At 73.4% G+C, this 15,655-nt stretch carries 17 protein-coding genes; 5 read left to right on the top strand and 12 right to left on the bottom strand.

Annotated elements, in window-relative coordinates; translation table 11 throughout:
* Nucleotides 1-105 precede the first annotated feature (105 nt).
* The 5 genes from coaD to ACFVVX_RS30335 all read right to left on the bottom strand — a co-directional run bounded on the left by coaD (nucleotide 106) and on the right by ACFVVX_RS30335 (nucleotide 5,870).
* Nucleotides 106-594, bottom strand: coding sequence for a pantetheine-phosphate adenylyltransferase (gene coaD / locus ACFVVX_RS30355; RefSeq protein ID WP_387950247.1), 489 nt, complete (start codon nucleotides 592-594; stop codon nucleotides 106-108).
* Between the two features lie 49 nt (nucleotides 595-643).
* On the bottom strand, nucleotides 644-1,228 hold the full coding sequence (gene rsmD, locus ACFVVX_RS30350) for a 16S rRNA (guanine(966)-N(2))-methyltransferase RsmD (protein ID WP_387950246.1): 585 nt from the start codon (nucleotides 1,226-1,228) through the stop codon (nucleotides 644-646).
* 96 nt (nucleotides 1,229-1,324) lie between these two features.
* On the bottom strand, nucleotides 1,325-1,852 hold the full coding sequence (locus tag ACFVVX_RS30345; RefSeq protein ID WP_387950244.1) for a hypothetical protein: 528 nt from the start codon (nucleotides 1,850-1,852) through the stop codon (nucleotides 1,325-1,327).
* Nucleotides 1,853-1,991: 139 nt separating this feature from the next.
* On the bottom strand, nucleotides 1,992-4,199 hold the full coding sequence (recG, locus tag ACFVVX_RS30340) for an ATP-dependent DNA helicase RecG (protein WP_387950242.1): 2,208 nt from the start codon (nucleotides 4,197-4,199) through the stop codon (nucleotides 1,992-1,994).
* A gap of 39 nt (nucleotides 4,200-4,238) precedes the next feature.
* Nucleotides 4,239-5,870 carry a DAK2 domain-containing protein gene (locus ACFVVX_RS30335; RefSeq protein WP_387950240.1) on the bottom strand — a complete coding sequence of 544 codons (1,632 nt, stop codon included), beginning with the start codon at nucleotides 5,868-5,870 and terminating at the stop codon, nucleotides 4,239-4,241.
* A gap of 284 nt (nucleotides 5,871-6,154) precedes the next feature.
* Here ACFVVX_RS30335 and rpmB point away from each other — a divergent pair, with 284 nt between their 5' ends.
* The gene (rpmB, locus tag ACFVVX_RS30330; RefSeq protein WP_014138233.1) at nucleotides 6,155-6,340 is read left to right on the top strand and encodes a 50S ribosomal protein L28; all 186 of its coding nucleotides are present in this window, start codon (nucleotides 6,155-6,157) and stop codon (nucleotides 6,338-6,340) included.
* Between the two features lie 115 nt (nucleotides 6,341-6,455).
* Here rpmB and thiD read toward each other — a convergent pair whose 3' ends face one another.
* The 3 genes from thiD to ACFVVX_RS30315 form a co-directional block, all read right to left on the bottom strand.
* A complete protein-coding gene (gene thiD / locus ACFVVX_RS30325) occupies nucleotides 6,456-7,301 on the bottom strand; it encodes a bifunctional hydroxymethylpyrimidine kinase/phosphomethylpyrimidine kinase (RefSeq protein WP_387950238.1) in 846 nt (281 codons plus the stop codon).
* Nucleotides 7,302-7,325: 24 nt separating this feature from the next.
* Nucleotides 7,326-8,351, bottom strand: a complete 1,026-nt coding sequence (locus tag ACFVVX_RS30320) for a 6-phosphofructokinase (RefSeq protein ID WP_387950237.1) — start codon at nucleotides 8,349-8,351, stop codon at nucleotides 7,326-7,328.
* 125 nt (nucleotides 8,352-8,476) lie between these two features.
* On the bottom strand, nucleotides 8,477-9,442 hold the full coding sequence (locus tag ACFVVX_RS30315) for a thiamine-phosphate kinase (protein WP_387950235.1): 966 nt from the start codon (nucleotides 9,440-9,442) through the stop codon (nucleotides 8,477-8,479).
* Nucleotides 9,443-9,664: 222 nt separating this feature from the next.
* Between ACFVVX_RS30315 and ACFVVX_RS30310 the strand changes: the two genes are divergently transcribed.
* Both ACFVVX_RS30310 and ACFVVX_RS30305 read left to right on the top strand, forming a co-directional pair.
* Entirely contained in the window at nucleotides 9,665-9,898 is a 234-nt protein-coding gene (locus ACFVVX_RS30310; protein ID WP_387950233.1) for an Lrp/AsnC family transcriptional regulator, read from the top strand.
* A 20-nt stretch (nucleotides 9,899-9,918) separates the two neighbouring features.
* Entirely contained in the window at nucleotides 9,919-10,431 is a 513-nt protein-coding gene (locus ACFVVX_RS30305; protein WP_387950231.1) for a DUF3515 domain-containing protein, read from the top strand.
* 65 nt (nucleotides 10,432-10,496) lie between these two features.
* Here ACFVVX_RS30305 and ACFVVX_RS30300 read toward each other — a convergent pair whose 3' ends face one another.
* From ACFVVX_RS30300 to ACFVVX_RS30290, 3 genes are all read right to left on the bottom strand, one after another.
* Nucleotides 10,497-11,639 carry a D-alanine--D-alanine ligase family protein gene (locus ACFVVX_RS30300; protein WP_387950229.1) on the bottom strand — a complete coding sequence of 381 codons (1,143 nt, stop codon included), beginning with the start codon at nucleotides 11,637-11,639 and terminating at the stop codon, nucleotides 10,497-10,499.
* Nucleotides 11,640-11,707: 68 nt separating this feature from the next.
* Complete coding sequence (locus ACFVVX_RS30295; protein WP_387950228.1) at nucleotides 11,708-12,709, bottom strand: NAD(P)H-dependent glycerol-3-phosphate dehydrogenase; 1,002 nt, start codon at nucleotides 12,707-12,709, stop codon at nucleotides 11,708-11,710.
* Nucleotides 12,706-13,536, bottom strand: coding sequence for a lysophospholipid acyltransferase family protein (locus ACFVVX_RS30290; protein WP_387950226.1), 831 nt, complete (start codon nucleotides 13,534-13,536; stop codon nucleotides 12,706-12,708). The genes ACFVVX_RS30295 and ACFVVX_RS30290 overlap by 4 nt, the downstream gene beginning before the upstream one ends.
* A 224-nt stretch (nucleotides 13,537-13,760) precedes the next feature.
* Between ACFVVX_RS30290 and cofC the strand changes: the two genes are divergently transcribed.
* Nucleotides 13,761-14,468, top strand: coding sequence for a 2-phospho-L-lactate guanylyltransferase (gene cofC / locus ACFVVX_RS30285; protein ID WP_387950225.1), 708 nt, complete (start codon nucleotides 13,761-13,763; stop codon nucleotides 14,466-14,468).
* A 42-nt stretch (nucleotides 14,469-14,510) separates the two neighbouring features.
* Nucleotides 14,511-14,735, top strand: coding sequence for a hypothetical protein (locus tag ACFVVX_RS30280; RefSeq protein WP_387950223.1), 225 nt, complete (start codon nucleotides 14,511-14,513; stop codon nucleotides 14,733-14,735).
* Nucleotides 14,736-14,888: 153 nt separating this feature from the next.
* Here the strand turns inward: ACFVVX_RS30280 and ACFVVX_RS30275 are convergent, their stop codons facing one another.
* Entirely contained in the window at nucleotides 14,889-15,623 is a 735-nt protein-coding gene (locus ACFVVX_RS30275; RefSeq protein ID WP_387950222.1) for an HU family DNA-binding protein, read from the bottom strand.
* Between the last annotated feature and the right edge of the window lie 32 nt (nucleotides 15,624-15,655).

The raw sequence follows: 15,655 nt of genomic DNA, 5'->3' as shown, positions 1-15,655 counted from the left end.
AGACTGTACGGCCCCTGCGCGGCGAGGTCACAACGCCCGGACCGGCCCGGCCGCCCCGCCCCTGGACAAGCCGTGACGAACCGGCAGAAACGGACTCGGCGGCCGCTACTGCGCCCTGCGCTCGGCGATCCGCTCGACCAGCCGGTCGTGCACCGTCGCCGGCAGCAGGTGCGAGACGTCGCCCCCGTACGAGGCGACCTCCTTGACCAGCGTGGACGACAGGAAGCTGTACGTCGGCGAGGTCGGCAGGAAGAGCGTCTCGACGCCGGTCAGCCCGTGGTTCATCTGGGCCATCTGCAGCTCGTAGTCGAAGTCGCTGACGGCGCGCAGGCCTTTGATGATCGCCGGGATGCCGCGCTCCCGGCAGAAGTCCACCAGCAGGCCGAGGTGCGACTCGACCACGATGTTCCCGTACTGGGCGGTGGTCTCCTCGATCAGCGCGATCCGCTCCTCGATGGTGAACATGCCCTGCTTGTTCCGGTTGATCGCGACCGCGACGTGCACCACGTCGTACAGCTTCGAGGCCCGCTCGATGATGTCGAGATGACCGTTGGTGATCGGGTCGAACGATCCGGGGCAGACGGCGCGGCGCATGGCGTGGATGCTCCCTCGTGGGGTGACGGGTCCTGCGGGCCACGGCCCGCTACGGGTGTTGGCGGGCCTCGGCGGCGGCGCGACCGTACCAGAGCGTGCCCTCGCCGTAGCGGCGGGAGCGCAGCACCTCGAAGCCCTCGGGCCAGCCGAACTCGCCGCCTCGCGTGCTGCGCTCCACGGTGACGAGTGCGTCGTCCGCGAGCCAGCCCCCGGCCAGGAGTGTGATCAGCATCTCGCGCAGCTCGTCGTCGGTGACGGCGTAGGGCGGATCGAGAAAGACCAGGTCGTACGGGGTCTCCGGGGCGGGGCCCGCGATCACCTTCTCGGCCCGGGCGGCCTTCAGCTCCGCTCCCGGCAGGCCGACCGTCCGCACGTTCTCCCGGATCACCCGGGCCGCCTGACCGTCCGCCTCGACCAGCAGGACGTGCTCGGCGCCGCGCGACAGCGCCTCCAGGCCGACCGCGCCCGACCCGCCGAACAGGTCGAGCATCCGGGCCCCGTGGATCGTGCCGCGCAGTGCCTCCAGGGTGGAGAACATCGCCTCGCGGGCCTTGTCGGAGGTCGGGCGGGTGCCCCGGCCTGGCGGTACGGCCAGTCGGCGGCCGCCGGCCGCCCCGGCGATCACGCGGCTCATGGTGGTGGGAGGTCCTTTCGTCGCTGCCCGACCACGCTATACGGCCGTGGCCCCGCCGGCGGACCGGCGGGGCCACGGGTGGAGCCGCGGGTGGGGCTACTCGCCCGCCGCCTTCGGGGCCGGGGCGGTGGAGCCGAGCAGGGCCGGCGAGGCGTAGCGGGACCAGGACAGGCAGCCGTCGGGCGGGCAGTAGTCGGGGCGGCGCGGGTCGTGGCCGAGCTCGCGCAGCTTGGTGCGGACGGAGTCGGGGGTGCGGCCGAAGCGGGCGGCGATCCGGGCGATGGTCTCGCTGTCGTGGAAGCGCCGGACCAGTTCCTCCTCGTGCTGCGGCACCCAGGGGGCGCCGTGGCCGGGGTAGAGCTCGCGCAGGACGTCACGGTCGGGGATGGGCTCGGAGACATCGGCGACGATCGCCAGGGCCCGCAGCGCGCGGTTGAGCGCGATCCGCAGCGAGGCGACGTCCTCGACCGGCAGCCGGAGCTTGCCGGAGGCGAGGGGCGCGGCGGCGGCCCCCTCGCGCCAGCCGGTCAGGGTGAGGGTGACCTCGCGGTCGTCGTCGCTGGCGAGTTCGATCCGGAAGACCTTGTCGCCCAGCGGGAGCTCGTTGAGATGACGGAATGCCATGGCAGGACCCCCAAGTGTCGTGCCAGGTACGCACCTTGGGGGTGCGCCCTGAACAACTACATTCTCTCGCGGGGGTCTGACAATCGGGCCCTGCGCGGCGCCGCTCAGCAATTCCGCGGGCCCGGCCGGAACCACGGGCTCAGCCCTTCTCCATGTACGCCGCGCGGTCCTCGTCGATCAGGCTCTCCAGCGCGGTGCGCAGGTCCGGGTGGGCGGCCAGCTCCGGGTCCTCGGCGACCAGCCGGGTGGCCTCGGCCCGGGCGGTGACGATGACCTCCTCGTCCTCCAGCACCGAGAGCACCTTGAGCGAGGACTTCACCCCGGACTGCGCCTGGCCCAGCACGTCGCCCTCGCGGCGCTGTTCGAGGTCGATCCGGGAGAGCTGGAAGCCGTCCAGCGTGCCGGCCACCGCCTCCAGCCGGGCCCGGGCGGCACTGCCCGCGGGCATGTCGCTGACCAGCAGGCAGAGTCCGGCCGCGCTGCCGCGCCCGACCCGGCCGCGCAGCTGGTGCAGCTGGGAGACGCCGAACCGGTCCGCGTCCATGATCACCATCGCGGTGGAGTTGGGCACGTTGACGCCGACCTCGATCACCGTGGTGGCCACCAGGACGTCCACCTCGCCGCCCGCGAACCGGCGCATCACCTCGTCCTTGGCCTCGGGCGCCAGCCGCCCGTGCAGGATCTCCACCCGCAGCCCGGCCAGCGGGCCCTTCACCAGCATCTCGGCGGTCTCGACCACCGAGAGCGGCGGCCGGCGCTCGTCGCTGTCGGCGCCGACGTCCTCCAGGTCCGCGGCGGCCGCGGCCTTGCGCTTCTTCTTCGGGTCGGCGGGCTCCTCGTCCCCGATCCGGGGGCAGACCACGTACGCCTGGTGGCCCTTGCCCACCTCCTCGCGGACCCGCTCCCAGGCCCGGGCAAGGAAGTTGGGCTTCTCCACGGCCGGGACGACATGGGTGGAGATCGGCGAGCGGCCGGCCGGCAGCTGGTCCAGCACCGACGTCTCCAAGTCCCCGAACACGGTCATCGCGACGGTCCGCGGGATCGGGGTGGCCGTCATCACCAGCAGGTGCGGGGGCTGTTCGCCCTTGGCGCGCAGCGCGTCCCGCTGCTCGACGCCGAAGCGGTGCTGCTCGTCCACCACGACCAGGCCGAGATCCTGGAACTGCACCTTGTCCTCGATCAGCGCATGCGTGCCGATCGCGATCCCCGCGTCCCCGCAGGCCATGTCCAGCAGCGCCTGGCGGCGGGCCGGGACGCCCATCGAGCCGGTGAGCAGCGCCACCTTGGTGCCGAGGTCCGAGCCGCCGAGCATGCCGCCCTCGGCGAGGTCCCCCATCATCTCGACGATCGAGCGGTGGTGTTGCTGGGCCAGCACCTCGGTGGGCGCCAGCAGGACGGCCTGGCCGCCCGCGTCGACGGCGACGAGCATGGCGCGCAGCGCGACGAGGGTCTTGCCGGAGCCGACCTCGCCCTGGAGCAGCCGGTGCATCGGGTGCTCGTTCGCCAGGTCGGCGAAGATCTCGGTGGAGACGGTCTGCTGGCCCTCGGTGAGGGTGAACGGCAGCCGGGCGTCGAAGGCCTCCAGCACGCCGCCGGCCCGGCGCGGGCGGGGCTTGGCGGGCAGTGCGGAGTCGGCCGCCCGGCGCTGGGCGAGGGCGACCTGGAGGACGAAGGCCTCGTCCCAGCGCAGCCGGCTCTGGGCGCGCTCGCGGTCCGCGTGGCCGCGCGGTCGGTGGATCAGCTCCAGCGCCTCGGGCAGCGGGATCAGCTCGTGCCGCTCGCGCAGGTCGGCGGGCAGCGGCTCGCCGACGTCGGACAGGTGCTTGGTGAGCGCCGTCTCGATGCAGATGGACAGCTTCCAGCTGGGCATCTGGGCGCTGGCGCCGTACACCGGGATGAGCCGGCCGGCGAACTGCTGCGCGGCCTCGGAACCGGCCTCCTCGTCGAGCAGCTGGTAGTCCGGCGAGACCAGTTGGCGGCTGCGGTTGAAGACCCCGACCTTGCCCGCGAACAGGCCCTGGGCGCCGGACCGCAGCTCCTTCTGCCGCCAGCCCTGGTTGAAGAACACCAGCGAGAGCCGGCTGCGGCCGTCGGTGACGACGACCTCCAGGCGGTCGCCCTTGCGGCCGCGGAACGGGATCAGGGTGACCTTCTCGATCCGGGCCAGCACGGTGACGTGCTCGTCGATCTCCAGCTCGTCCAGGCTGGTGAGCTGGCCGCGTTCGACGTAGCGCCGCGGGTAGTGGTGCAGCAGGTCCCCGACCGTGCGCAGCTTGAGGCTGTCGGCGAGCACCTTCGCGGTGCGGTCGCCGACGAGCTTGGTCAGTGGTTCGTCGAGAGCGCCCATCACCGCCCTGTTTACACCACCGGACCGACAGTCCGGGCGCTACTCCACCCCGATGAGCAGCGGCGCGGACTCCTGGCCGCCGTGGAAGACCACCGCGTCCACCTCGGGCCGCCGGTGCCGGGCGTGCGCGACCAGCCCCTCGGCCAGGCCCTCGGTCGCACCCTCGCCGAGGATGAGGGTGACGAGCTCGCCGCCCGCACCGAGCATCCGGTCGAGCACGCTCGTCCCGACCTCGGCCAGCCCGGTGCCGATCACCGCGACGTCCCCGTCGATCAGCCCGAGCACGTCCCCCGCCTGGCAGACCCCGGCCATCGTCCAGGACTCCCCCTCGGCGACGGCGAGTTCGGCGTACCGGGTGGCGCCGGCGGCCGAGGTCATGGCGACCACGTCCTCGTCGAAGCGCCGACCGGTCTCGTGGACGGCGAGCGCGGCCAGGCCCTGGACCGGCGAGCGGGTGGGCAGTACGGCGATCCGCACGCCCTCCTCGCGCAGCTGGTCGGCGGCGGCCCCGGCGGCGGCCCGCAGTTCGGGGTCGTTGAGCAGCAGCACGACCTCGCGGGCGGCGGACCGGCGGACGGCGGCGGCGAGTTCGGCGCTGGCCGGCGGGCGGTCCGGGTCGGCGTGCAGGACGACGGCGCCGGCCTGTTCGCAGAGTTCGGCCAGGCCCGTGCCGGAGACCACGGAGAGCACCGCGCGGGTGCGCTCCTCCCGCTCGCCCCGCTCGTCGGCGGTCCCGGAGCGGGCGGCGGCCTCGGCGAAGTGGGTGATCCGGATCTGGTGCGGCCGCCCGGCCCCGACCCCGGCCTCGACGGCGGCGCCCGCGTCGTCCACGTGCACGTGGACGTTCCACAGGCCGTCGCCGCCGCCGACCACCAGGGAGTCGCCGAGCACCGCCAGCCGGGCGCGCAGCGCGGGCAGCGCCTCGTCGGGGGCGTCCAGCAGGTAGATCACCTCGAACGCGGGGTGGCCGGGGCCGGGCGGCCGCACGTGCCCCTCGCAGCTCTCCGTGATCCGCACGTCCCCGCGCAGCGCGACCGGGCCCATCGGCTGGTGTCCGGCGACGGCGTCGGCGAGCGCGCCGAGGACGGCGACCAGGCCGCGTCCGCCGGCGTCCACCACCCCGGCCTCGGCGAGGACGGCGAGCTGCTCGGGGGTGTGCCGCAGCGCGTCCCGGGCGGCCCGGTGGGCGGTGTCGGCGACCTGGGCGAGGCCGCCCCCGACCCGGACCGCCTCCCGGGCGGCGACCCGGGCGACGGTCAGCAGCGTCCCCTCGACGGGCTCGGCGACGGCCTGGTAGGCGGAGTCGGAGGCCCGTTGGAGGGCGGCCCGCAGCTGGTCGGCGCCGCCGCCCTCGGCGAGCGTCTCGGCGGTGCCGCGCAGCCACTGGGCGAGGATCACCCCGGAGTTGCCGCGTGCGCCGATCAGCGCGCCCCGGGCCATCGCCCGGGCGGCCTCGGCGAGCCCGGGTGCGGCGCCCCCGACCGGATCGGTGAAGCGGCTCTCGACCGCGGCGGCGGCCGACTCCACGGTCAGGTAGAGGTTGGTGCCGGTGTCCCCGTCGGGGACGGGGTAGACGTTGAGTGCGTCGATCTCCTCGCGGGCCTGGCCGAGCGCGCGCAGGGCCAGCTGGCACCAGGTGCGCACGGCCGGGGCGTCGAGCGTGTGCAGCACCAGGTCTCCTCCGGATGGGACGCCGCGATGGCCTCAGGATGAACGGCGAGGGGTGATACCCGGCAGGTTATCGGGGGCCGGGGGCGGGCGGCGGAGGCGGCGAGCGCAGCGATCACCTGCGCGGTCGTGGTAGTTTCGTTGAACGGAAGCAAGCGTTGTATGCTCTTCCGGTTGCCTGGAACAGTCCAGGCTCACCCCTTTGGTCCAGTCTGGTTCACGTGAGTGCTCCGGTGGGTTGGCGGGGTTTTCGAACGTAAATGATCTGAAGTCTTGGAGTGACTCCTGTGGCTGCCAACTGCGACGTCTGCGGCAAGGGGCCGGGCTTCGGCAACAGCATCTCCCACTCTCACCGCCGTACCCCCCGTCGTTGGAACCCCAACATTCAGACGGTGCGCGCTGTGATTGGGCGGACGCCGAAGCGGCTCAACGTCTGCACCTCGTGCATCAAGGCCGGTAAGGTCTCGCGCTGACGCGCAGACCGGTAAGCCGGTCCTCCAGTCAGCCGGTTCATCCTCGGATGGGCCGGCTTTCTGTTTGCCTTCCGTGCCTTCCTGGGCGGGCCCTCGGGCCCGCCCAGGGCCGTTTTCAGCGCCAGCGCCAGGCGTGGTCGACCGGTCCGATCCCGGCGCCCAGCGCGAAACCGCCGGCGATCGCGCCGGTGATGTACTCCTTGGCCGAGGCCACCGCCGCGGGCAGCGGCTCGCCCTTGGCCAGCCCGGCGGCGATCGCGCTGGCCAGCGTGCAGCCGGTGCCGTGGGTGTGCCGGTTGTCGTAGCGGGGAGCGCGGTACCAGTGCTCCTCCCCCGCGCCGCCGTAGAGCAGATCGGCGGCCTCGCCCTCCAGGTGCCCGCCCTTCACCAGCACCCAGCGCGGCCCGAGGTCGAGCAGCGCCTTCGCGGCGTCGAGCATCTGCGCCTCGTCCTCGACCGTCCGGCCCGTGAGCTGCGTCACCTCGTGCAGGTTGGGGGTGGCGAGGGTGGCGACGGGCAGCAGCCGCTCCCGGACGGTCGCGACGGCCTCGGCGGCCAGCAGCGCGTCCCCGTGCTTGGAGACCCCGACCGGGTCGACCACCACCGGCGCGGACACCCCGGCCAGCAGCTCGGAGACGGTCTCCACCAGTTCGATCGAGGCGAGCATGCCGGTCTTCACGGCCTGGACGCCGATGTCGTCCACCACACTGCGGAACTGGGCCCGGACGGCCTCCGCGGGCAGCTCCCAGTAGCCCTGGACACCGAGCGAGTTCTGCGCGGTGACGGCGGTGATCACGCTCATGCCGTGGACGCCGAGGGCGAGCATCGCCTTCAGGTCGGCCTGGATACCGGCGCCGCCGCCGGAGTCCGATCCGGCGACGGTGAGCACGCGGGGAGGTGCGAGGGAGGGGCCGCGCGAAGCGTGGCCGCCGGGGGCGGGGGTGGGCGACGGGAGAGCCATGGGGCCAAACCTACCCGGGCCGGTTCAGAGCACGGCTTCGGATTCCACCCAGCGGTCCTGCGGCACGGTCTTGAGGTGGGTGACGGCCTCCGCGACCGGCACCAGCTCGATCTCGTTGCCGCGCAGCGCGGTGAAGTGGCCGAACGCCCCCTTGTGGACGGCCTCCACGGCGTGCCAGCCGAACCGGGTGGCGAGCACCCGGTCGCGGGCGGTGGGGGTGCCGCCGCGCTGGGTGTGGCCGAGGATGACCGGCCGGGCCTCCTTGCCGAGCAGGTTCTCCAGCTCGTTGGCGAGCCGGTTGCCGATCCCGCCGAAGGTCCGGTGGCCGAACTGGTCGACCTCGCCGTGGTCGAAGCGCATGGTGCCGGGCAGCGGAGCGGCGCCCTCGGCGACGGCGATGATGGCGAACTTCTTGCCCCGGGAGAAGCGGTCCTCGACCATCCGGGCCACCGCCTCGATGTCGAAGGGCTTCTCCGGGATCAGGATGCCGTGCGCGCCGCCCGCCATGCCGGCGGTGAGGGTGATCCAGCCGGTGTGCCGGCCCATCAACTCCACCACCATGACGCGCTGGTGGGACTCGGCGGTGGTCTTCAGCCGGTCGATCGCGTCGGTCGCGACGTGCACCGCGGTGTCGAAGCCGAAGGTGACGTCGGTGGCGTCGATGTCGTTGTCGATGGTCTTCGGCACCCCGACCACCGGCAGCCCGGCGTCGCTGAACATCTTGGCGGCGGTCAGCGTGCCCTCGCCGCCGATCGCGATCAGCGCGTCGATGCCGATGTTGCCGGCCAGCGTCCGCGCGTTGTCCACCGCCCAGGCGATCCGCTCGCGCTGGACCCGGGCCGAGCCCAGGATGGTGCCGCCGAGGGTGAGCAGGCCGGTGACGTCGTCGTGCGAGACCGGACGGGTGCGGCCCTCGATCAGACCGAGGAAGCCGTCCTCGATCCCGACGATCTCGTCACCGTGCACATCGGTGCCCCTGTGCACCACCGAACGGATCACCGCGTTGAGGCCGGGGCAGTCGCCGCCGCTGGTCAGGACACCGATGCGCATGGTGGCTGTGCTCTCCTGCTCCGCCGTGGTTCAGACCACCTGCCCGGACAAAGCGGGCAGGTGCAGGTGACCGCAAGCCTACGCGGTCACCGCCCTGGGAGGGCGTCACGTCCACGGCGCGGACGTCACTCGGCGAAGTGGTCCCAGCCCGCGGCCCGGTCCCAGGCCTCGCCGTCCACCGTGACCCGGCCGCCGCGGCGGCCGCTGGGCCGACCGGTCACCTCGCCCACCACCCGCCAGCGGGCGGGCAGTTGGACCCCGCGCGGGAAGGTCGCCACGATCGCGTGGTCCTCGCCGCCGGAGAGCACCCAGACCAGCGGGTCCACCCCGACCGCCTGGCCGATGTCGGCCATCTGGGCCGGGACGTCGAAGTCGGCCGCCTTCAGGTCGATGTCCACCGCGCTGGCCCGGGCGACGTGGCCGAGGTCGGCGACCAGCCCGTCGCTCACGTCGATCATCGCGGTGGCGCCCAACTCCGAGCCGGCCGGCCCCGCGTGGTACGGCGGCTCGGGGCGGCGGTGCGCCTCCACGAAGGCCCGCGGCGAGCGGAAGCCGCGCTGCAGCACCGTCAGTCCGGCCGCGGACCAGCCGAGCCAGCCGGTGACCGCGACCACGTCGCCCACCTGGGCACCGGCGCGGGTCACGGGCGCACGCCCCTGGAGGTCTCCGAGCGCCGTGATGGCCAGGGTGATGGTGTCGCCGCGGACCACGTCGCCGCCGACCACCGTCGCGCCGGCCACCTGGCACTCGTCGCGCAGCCCGTCCATCAGCTCGGTGGCCCAGGTGGTGGGCAGGTCGGCGGGGGCCACCAGGCCGAGCAGTATCGCGGTCGGCACCGCGCCCATCGCGGCCACGTCGGCGAGGTTCTGCGCGGCGGCCTTGCGGCCCACGTCGTAGGCGGTGGACCAGTCCCGGCGGAAGTGCCGGCCCTCGATCAGCACGTCGGTGGTGGCCACCACCCGGCCGTCCGGCGCCTTCACCACGGCGGCGTCGTCACCCGGCCCGAGGTCGACCGCATCGGTGAGCGGTACCCGGGCGGTCAGCTCCCTGATGAGTCCGAACTCGCCCAGCTCACCCACGGTCCCCTGCATCTGCCGTCCTCTCGCGTCTTCCAACGTTTCAAACCCGACGTCCGCGGGCAGTCCGCTCCCCCGCGCGCAGCGTACGCCCTCCGGTGGTGCAGAGGTCTCCCCTCCCCGCCCCACCGCGCGGTAGCGTGGTGATCAGACTGCCGGTGAGCCCGTTTCCCACCCCGGGAGCCGACCGGGTGATCACGGCGGCGTTCCTCCGTACCCAGCCGCCGGGAGGCCCCCGTGGTACAGGCATACATCCTGATCCAGACCGAGGTCGGCAAGGCCACCGCCGTGGCCGAGTCCATCTCCAAGATCCAAGGCGTCCTCCAGGCCGAGGACGTGACCGGACCCTACGACGTGATCGTCCGGGCCGAGGCCGAGACCGTGGACGACCTCGGCCGTCTGGTCGTCGCGAAGGTCCAGCAGGTCGAGGGCATCACCCGCACCCTCACCTGTCCGGTGGTCCACCTGTAAGCCCCGGCTACCATCGGCGGGTGGCCCGAGAACTGCGCGTCCCCCGCTTCCTGGCGGCACTGCCGGCCCCCGTCCGGTGGCTGGCCCTGCCGCTCGCGCTGACCTGCACCGTGGTGGTGCTGATCGGCAGCTGGAGCACGCCCGAACGGATCGAGGTGCCGCAGCCCAACGCGCGCCAGGCCGGGTACTGCCGCGCACTGGCCGCCGCACTGCCGCAGACCCTGCTCGGCCACCCGCGCCGGGACCCGTCGCCGGCCTCGCCGCTGGTGGCGGCCTGGGACAGCACGCCGCGCATCGTGCTGCGCTGCGGCGTGCCCCACCCGGAGGGGCTGACCGAGGAGCGCCAGCAGGAGATCTCGCCGACCGTCAACGACGTCACCTGGTGGCCGGAGCAGCTGGCCGACGGCGGCTACCGCTTCACCGCCACCCAGCGCGCCGTCTTCGTCGAGGTGACCGTCCCCGGCGGGGCGACCGCCAACCCGATGGACGCGCCGGCGTCGCTCTCCGACGCGGTGAAGACCGCCATCCCCTGATCCGGCGCCACGCGAGGAGGGCGGGCCGGGAGTCCCCGGCCCGCCCTCCTTCGTTCGCCCCGCGACTACCGCAGGCCGGTCGAGCGGCGCAGCGCGGTCTGGAGCAGCCGGTCGATCAGCTCCGGGTAGGACAGGCCGGTGGCCTCCCACATCTTCGGGTAGGCCGAGATCGGCGTGAACCCGGGCATGGTGTTGATCTCGTTGATCATCCAGCTGCCGTCGTCCAGCAGGAAGAAGTCGACCCGGGCCAGGCCCTCGCAGCCGAGCGCCTCGAACGCGGCGATCGCCTGGCGGCGGATCTCGGCGGTCTCCTCGGCGGAGAGCTCCGCCGGGATCCGCACCTCGGAGGAGTCGATGTACTTGGCCTCGAAGTCGTAGAACTCGTAGCCGCCGCCGACCAGCACCTCGGCCGGGACGCTGGCGCGCGGGCCGTCCTCGAACTCCAGGACCCCGCACTCGATCTCGCGGCCGGAGACGCCCGCCTCGATGATCAGCTTGGGGTCGTGCCGGCGGGCCTCCTCGATCGCGGCGTCGAGGTCGGCGAGGTCCTTGACCTTGGTGATGCCCATGCTGGACCCGGCCCGGCAGGGCTTCACGAACAGCGGCAGGCCGAGCTCCGCGACCCGCTCGCGCACGGCGGTGCGGCCGGCCTCGCTCTCCCACTCACGCGGGCGGACCACCGTGTACCGGCCCACGCCCAGGCCGTGCGACGCCAGGACGCGCTTGGTGAACTCCTTGTCCATGCCGACCGCGCTGGAGAGCACGCCGTTGCCGACGTACGGCACACCGGAGAGCTCCAGCAGGCCCTGCAGGGTGCCGTCCTCGCCCCACGGGCCGTGCAGCAGCGGGAACACCACGTCGACGTCGCCGAGCGCCTTCGGGGCGGCCCCCGGCTCGCTCCAGACCACCTCGCGGCTGCCCGGGCCGACCGGCAGGGCCACCTGGCCCTCGACGGCCTCGGCGACGTGGGCGACGTCCGGCAGCCGGCCGTCGGTGATGGCCATCTTGGACGGCTCGTCACTCACCAGCGCCCAGCGGCCCTCGTGGGTGATGCCGATCGGCAGCACGTCGTACTTCTCACGGTCGATCGCCCTGAGCACACTGCCCGCGGTGGTGACCGAGATGGCGTGCTCGGAGCTGCGTCCGCCGAAGACGAGCGCTACGCGCGGCTTCGCGGACCGGTTCGGGGAGGACTGTTCGATGCTCATATCGGGTTTGAGACTACCGTGCGAGCTGTTTCCGGAAAGTCACCCGGCGCTGTGATTCGCGGCCCCGCTCAGTGCCGTTCGGACTTGGCCGAGCGCGACATCAGCGCCCGCAGCGCCTCCTGGGTGGGCCGGCCGTTGTGCACCACGTCCACCACCGCCTCGACGATCGGCATGTCGACGCCGCTGCGCCGGGCCAGGTCGAGCACCGACTCGCAGGACTTGACGCCCTCCGCGGTCTGCCGGGTGGCCGCGATGGTCTCCGCCAGCGACATCCCCCGGCCCAGGTTGGTGCCGAAGGTGTGGTTGCGCGACAGCGGGGAGGAGCAGGTCGCCACCAGGTCGCCCATCCCGGCGAGCCCCGCGAAGGTGTAGGGGTCGGCGCCGAGCGCCAGCCCCAGCCGGGTGGTCTCGGCCAGCCCGCGGGTGATCAGCGTCGCCTTGGTGTTGTCCCCGAGTCCCATGCCGTCGGCCATGCCGACCGCCAGGCCGATGACGTTCTTCACCGCGCCGCCGAGCTCGCAGCCGATCACGTCGGTGTTGGTGTACGGGCGGAAGTACGGGGTGTGGCAGGCCGCCTGGAGCCGCTTGGCGACCGCCTCGTCGGTGCAGGCGACCACGCTGGCGGCGGGCTGCCGGTTGGCGATCTCACGGGCCAGGTTGGGTCCGCTGACCACCGCCACCCGTTCCGGGGCGACCTTGGCGACCTCCGCGATGACCTCGCTCATCCGCTTCGCGGTGCCGAGCTCGATGCCCTTCATCAGGCTGACCAGCACGGTCTGCGGCTCGATCAGCGACGCCCAGGCCGCCAGGTTCTCGCGCAGCGTCTGCGAGGGCACCGCGAGCACGGCGAAGTCGGCCCCGACCAGCGCCAGCGACGGGTCCAGGGTGGCCCGGATCGACGCCGGCAGCGGGACGTCCGGCAGGTAGTCCGGATTGACGTGGGTGGTGTGGATCGCGTCCACCAGCTCCCACCGGCGCCCCCAGAGGGTGACCTCGCAACCGGCGTCGGCCAGCACCATCGCGAACGCGGTCCCCCAGGAACCCGTCCCGAACACGGCGCATCGGGTCACTTGCCGACCTCCTCGGTACCGCTGTCGCGCGTGCCCGCGGCCCGGTGCCGCTCGGCCGCGGCTGCCGTGGCCCGGTGGCGGGCCTCCGTCCGCATGTCGTAGCGCTCGGCCGGCGGCTCCTCGCCGCGGACCTCGGCCAGGACGGCGGTGATCGCCGCCATGATGTCCTCGGTGGCGTCCCTGAGCACCTGCGCGGTCAGCTCCTGGCCCTGGTACTTGCTCAGGTCCACCGCCGGCCCCGCCGTCACGGTCACCCGGTGGCGCGGGAACAGGTTGAACCGGCCCTTGCCGGATCCGCCCCTGCCGTAGGGCGGGATGATCTCGTGCGCACCCCAGTGCGCCACCGGGATGACCGGGGCGCCCGTCATCAGCGCCACCCGGGCCACTCCGCTCTTGCCGGTCATCGGCCACAGGTCCGGGTCCCGGGTGAGCGTTCCCTCCGGGTAGAACTGCACGCACTGGCCGCCGTTGACGGCGTCGATCGCCGACCGGAACGCCTGCGCCGCGTCGGTCGACTCCCGGAACACCGGGATCTGACCGGTCTTGCGGAGCATGAACCCGATGAACGGCACCGAGAACAGCGAGGACTTGCCGAGGATCCGCGGCGGCCGCCCGCTGTTGTACTGCCAGTGCGCGTAGACCAGCGGGTCGATGATCGAGTTGTGGTTGACCGCGGTGATGAAGCCGCCCTCCCGGGGAAGGTGCTCCCAGCCCCGCCAGTCGGGCTTCACCAGCGCGGTCGTCACCGGCTTCACCAGCACGGCCGCGAAGCGGTACCAGATTCCGTAGTCGGCGTTGCCGAAGCTGGCGTACGAGCGGCGGGCCACCCCAGGTCCTCCTCATCCGGTGCGGCACGTGGGGTGCCGCAGTCCTAGCCTCCCGGCGCCGCGCACCGGGGGACGGTGCCCGGGCCCGGGCGGAACAGTCTCGCCCGATCGCTCACCGGCTGTCGAGCAGCCCCGCCAGCCGGCCGGCAGGCGTGATCAAACGCACGTCCGCACAGTTCGGACGGCCTGGCGAGGGTTCCGGGACCGGCGTCACAATGACGCCGATGACCCAGGACACCGTACGCCCCAGCGGGCCCGTCGCGCCCCCCGCACCCACCGCCGGCTGGTCGCTGGTGCTGCCGCTCAAGCCGCTCGCCGTGGCGAAGTCCCGGCTCGCCCCGTTCGCCGGGCCGCACCGGGCGGACCTCGCGCTCTCCTTCGCCCTCGACACCGTCACGGCCGCGCTGGCCACCCCGGGCGTGTCCCGGGTCCTGGTGGTCACCCGGGACGCCGCGGCCGGCGCCCGGTTGGCCGCGCTCGGCGCGGTCGTGGTCGCCGACGAACCCGGCGGAGGCCTCAACCACGCGCTGGCGCACGGCGCGGCGGCCGCGCTGGGCCTCGCCCCCCGCGCGCCGCTTGCCGCGCTCTCCGCCGACCTGCCCGCGCTGCGGCCGGCCGAACTGGCCCGGGTCCTGGCCGCCGTCCCGCCGAACGGCCGGGCCTTCCTGGCCGACTCCCCCGGTCTGGGCACCACCCTGCTGGCCTGTACCCCCGGCAGCCCGCTCTCCCCCGCGTTCGGCGACGGCTCCCGGGCCCGGCACGCGGCCGGCGGCGCCCGCGAACTGCGCCTGGAGGGCGTGGAATCGGTGCGCCGGGACGTCGACACGGGGACGGACCTCGCGGAGGCCCTCGCCCTCGGCGTCGGCCCGCACACGGCCGCCGCCTCGGACCGGCTCGGCCGGCCTGCGGAGGGCCGCCGACCCGCGCGGTGAGATGGCGCCGGGACTGTCGGACCCGCTCGCTATGCTGCTTTCATGCAGGCCACCTCGTTCACCTTCGACCCCGCCACCCGGGCCGGCTCCGTGCTGCTCGACGACGGGACCCCGGTGCCGTTCGACGCGGACGCCTTCGACGCCGGCGGCCTGCGACTGCTGCGCCCCGGCCAGCGGGTGCGGATCCGCACCGAGGGCACCGGCGAGGCCCGCCGGGTGGTCTTCGTGACGCTGCAGACCTTCCCCGACCCGGCCGACCCGGCCTGACGCCCTTCCCCGGCACCGCTCTCCCCGGACGGCACGGACAGCGTGGGCCGGGCGGTCACCGACCGAGCGCCCGGAAAGCAGAAGAGCCGTGGCGGCCCGGTCACCCGGAATTCCGGGAGAGGGTGCCGCCACGGCTCTGAAGACCGCCCGTTACTACTTCGCGGTGGTCTTGCGCGCAGTGGTCTTGCGGGTGGTGGTCTTCTTCGCCGGAGCCGTCTTCTTGGCCGTGGTGGCCTTCTTGGCGGCGGTCGCCGTGGTCTTCTTGGCGGCGGCCGTGGTGGTCGCCTTCTTGGCGGCGGCCGTCTTCTTGGACGCGGCGGCCTTGGTCGCGGCGGCCGTGGTGGCCTTCTTGGCGGCGGCGGCCGTGGTCTTCTTGGTCGCGGTCGCCTTCTTGGCGGCGGTCGCCGTGGTCTTCTTGGCGGCGGCCGTGGTGGTCGCCTTCTTGGCGGCGGCCTTCTTGGTCGCGGCGGCGGCCGGAGCGGCGGCGGCGGCCGTGGCGGCACGCTTGGTGGCGGCGCGCTTGGCGGCCGGGGTCGCGGCGACACCGCTCTTGCCCGGGGTGAGGGAGCCCTTGGGGGCCTTCTTGACCGACGGGCCTTCCTTCGGCAGCTTCTTGCTGCCGCTGACCAGGTCCTTGAAGCCCTGGCCGGGACGGAAGCGGGGCACCGAGGTCTTCTTGACCTTGACCTTCTCGCCGGTCTGCGGGTTGCGGGCGAAGCGCGCAGAGCGCTCCACCTTCTCGAAGGTGCCGAAACCGGTGACCGACACCCGGTCACCCGCCACAACGGCACGCACCATGGTGTCGAGCACTGCGTCGACGGCCTCTGCGGCAGCCTTGCGACCGCCCAGCTGCTCGGCCACCGCTTCGACAAGCTGAGCCTTGTTCACGTCTTCCCCTTCGGAAACGGGCGCCGGATGAT

Source organism: Kitasatospora sp. NPDC058170 (assembly GCF_042883905.1).
Lineage (GTDB): Bacteria > Actinomycetota > Actinomycetes > Streptomycetales > Streptomycetaceae > Kitasatospora.
This window is presented reverse-complemented; position numbering and strand designations above follow the sequence as displayed.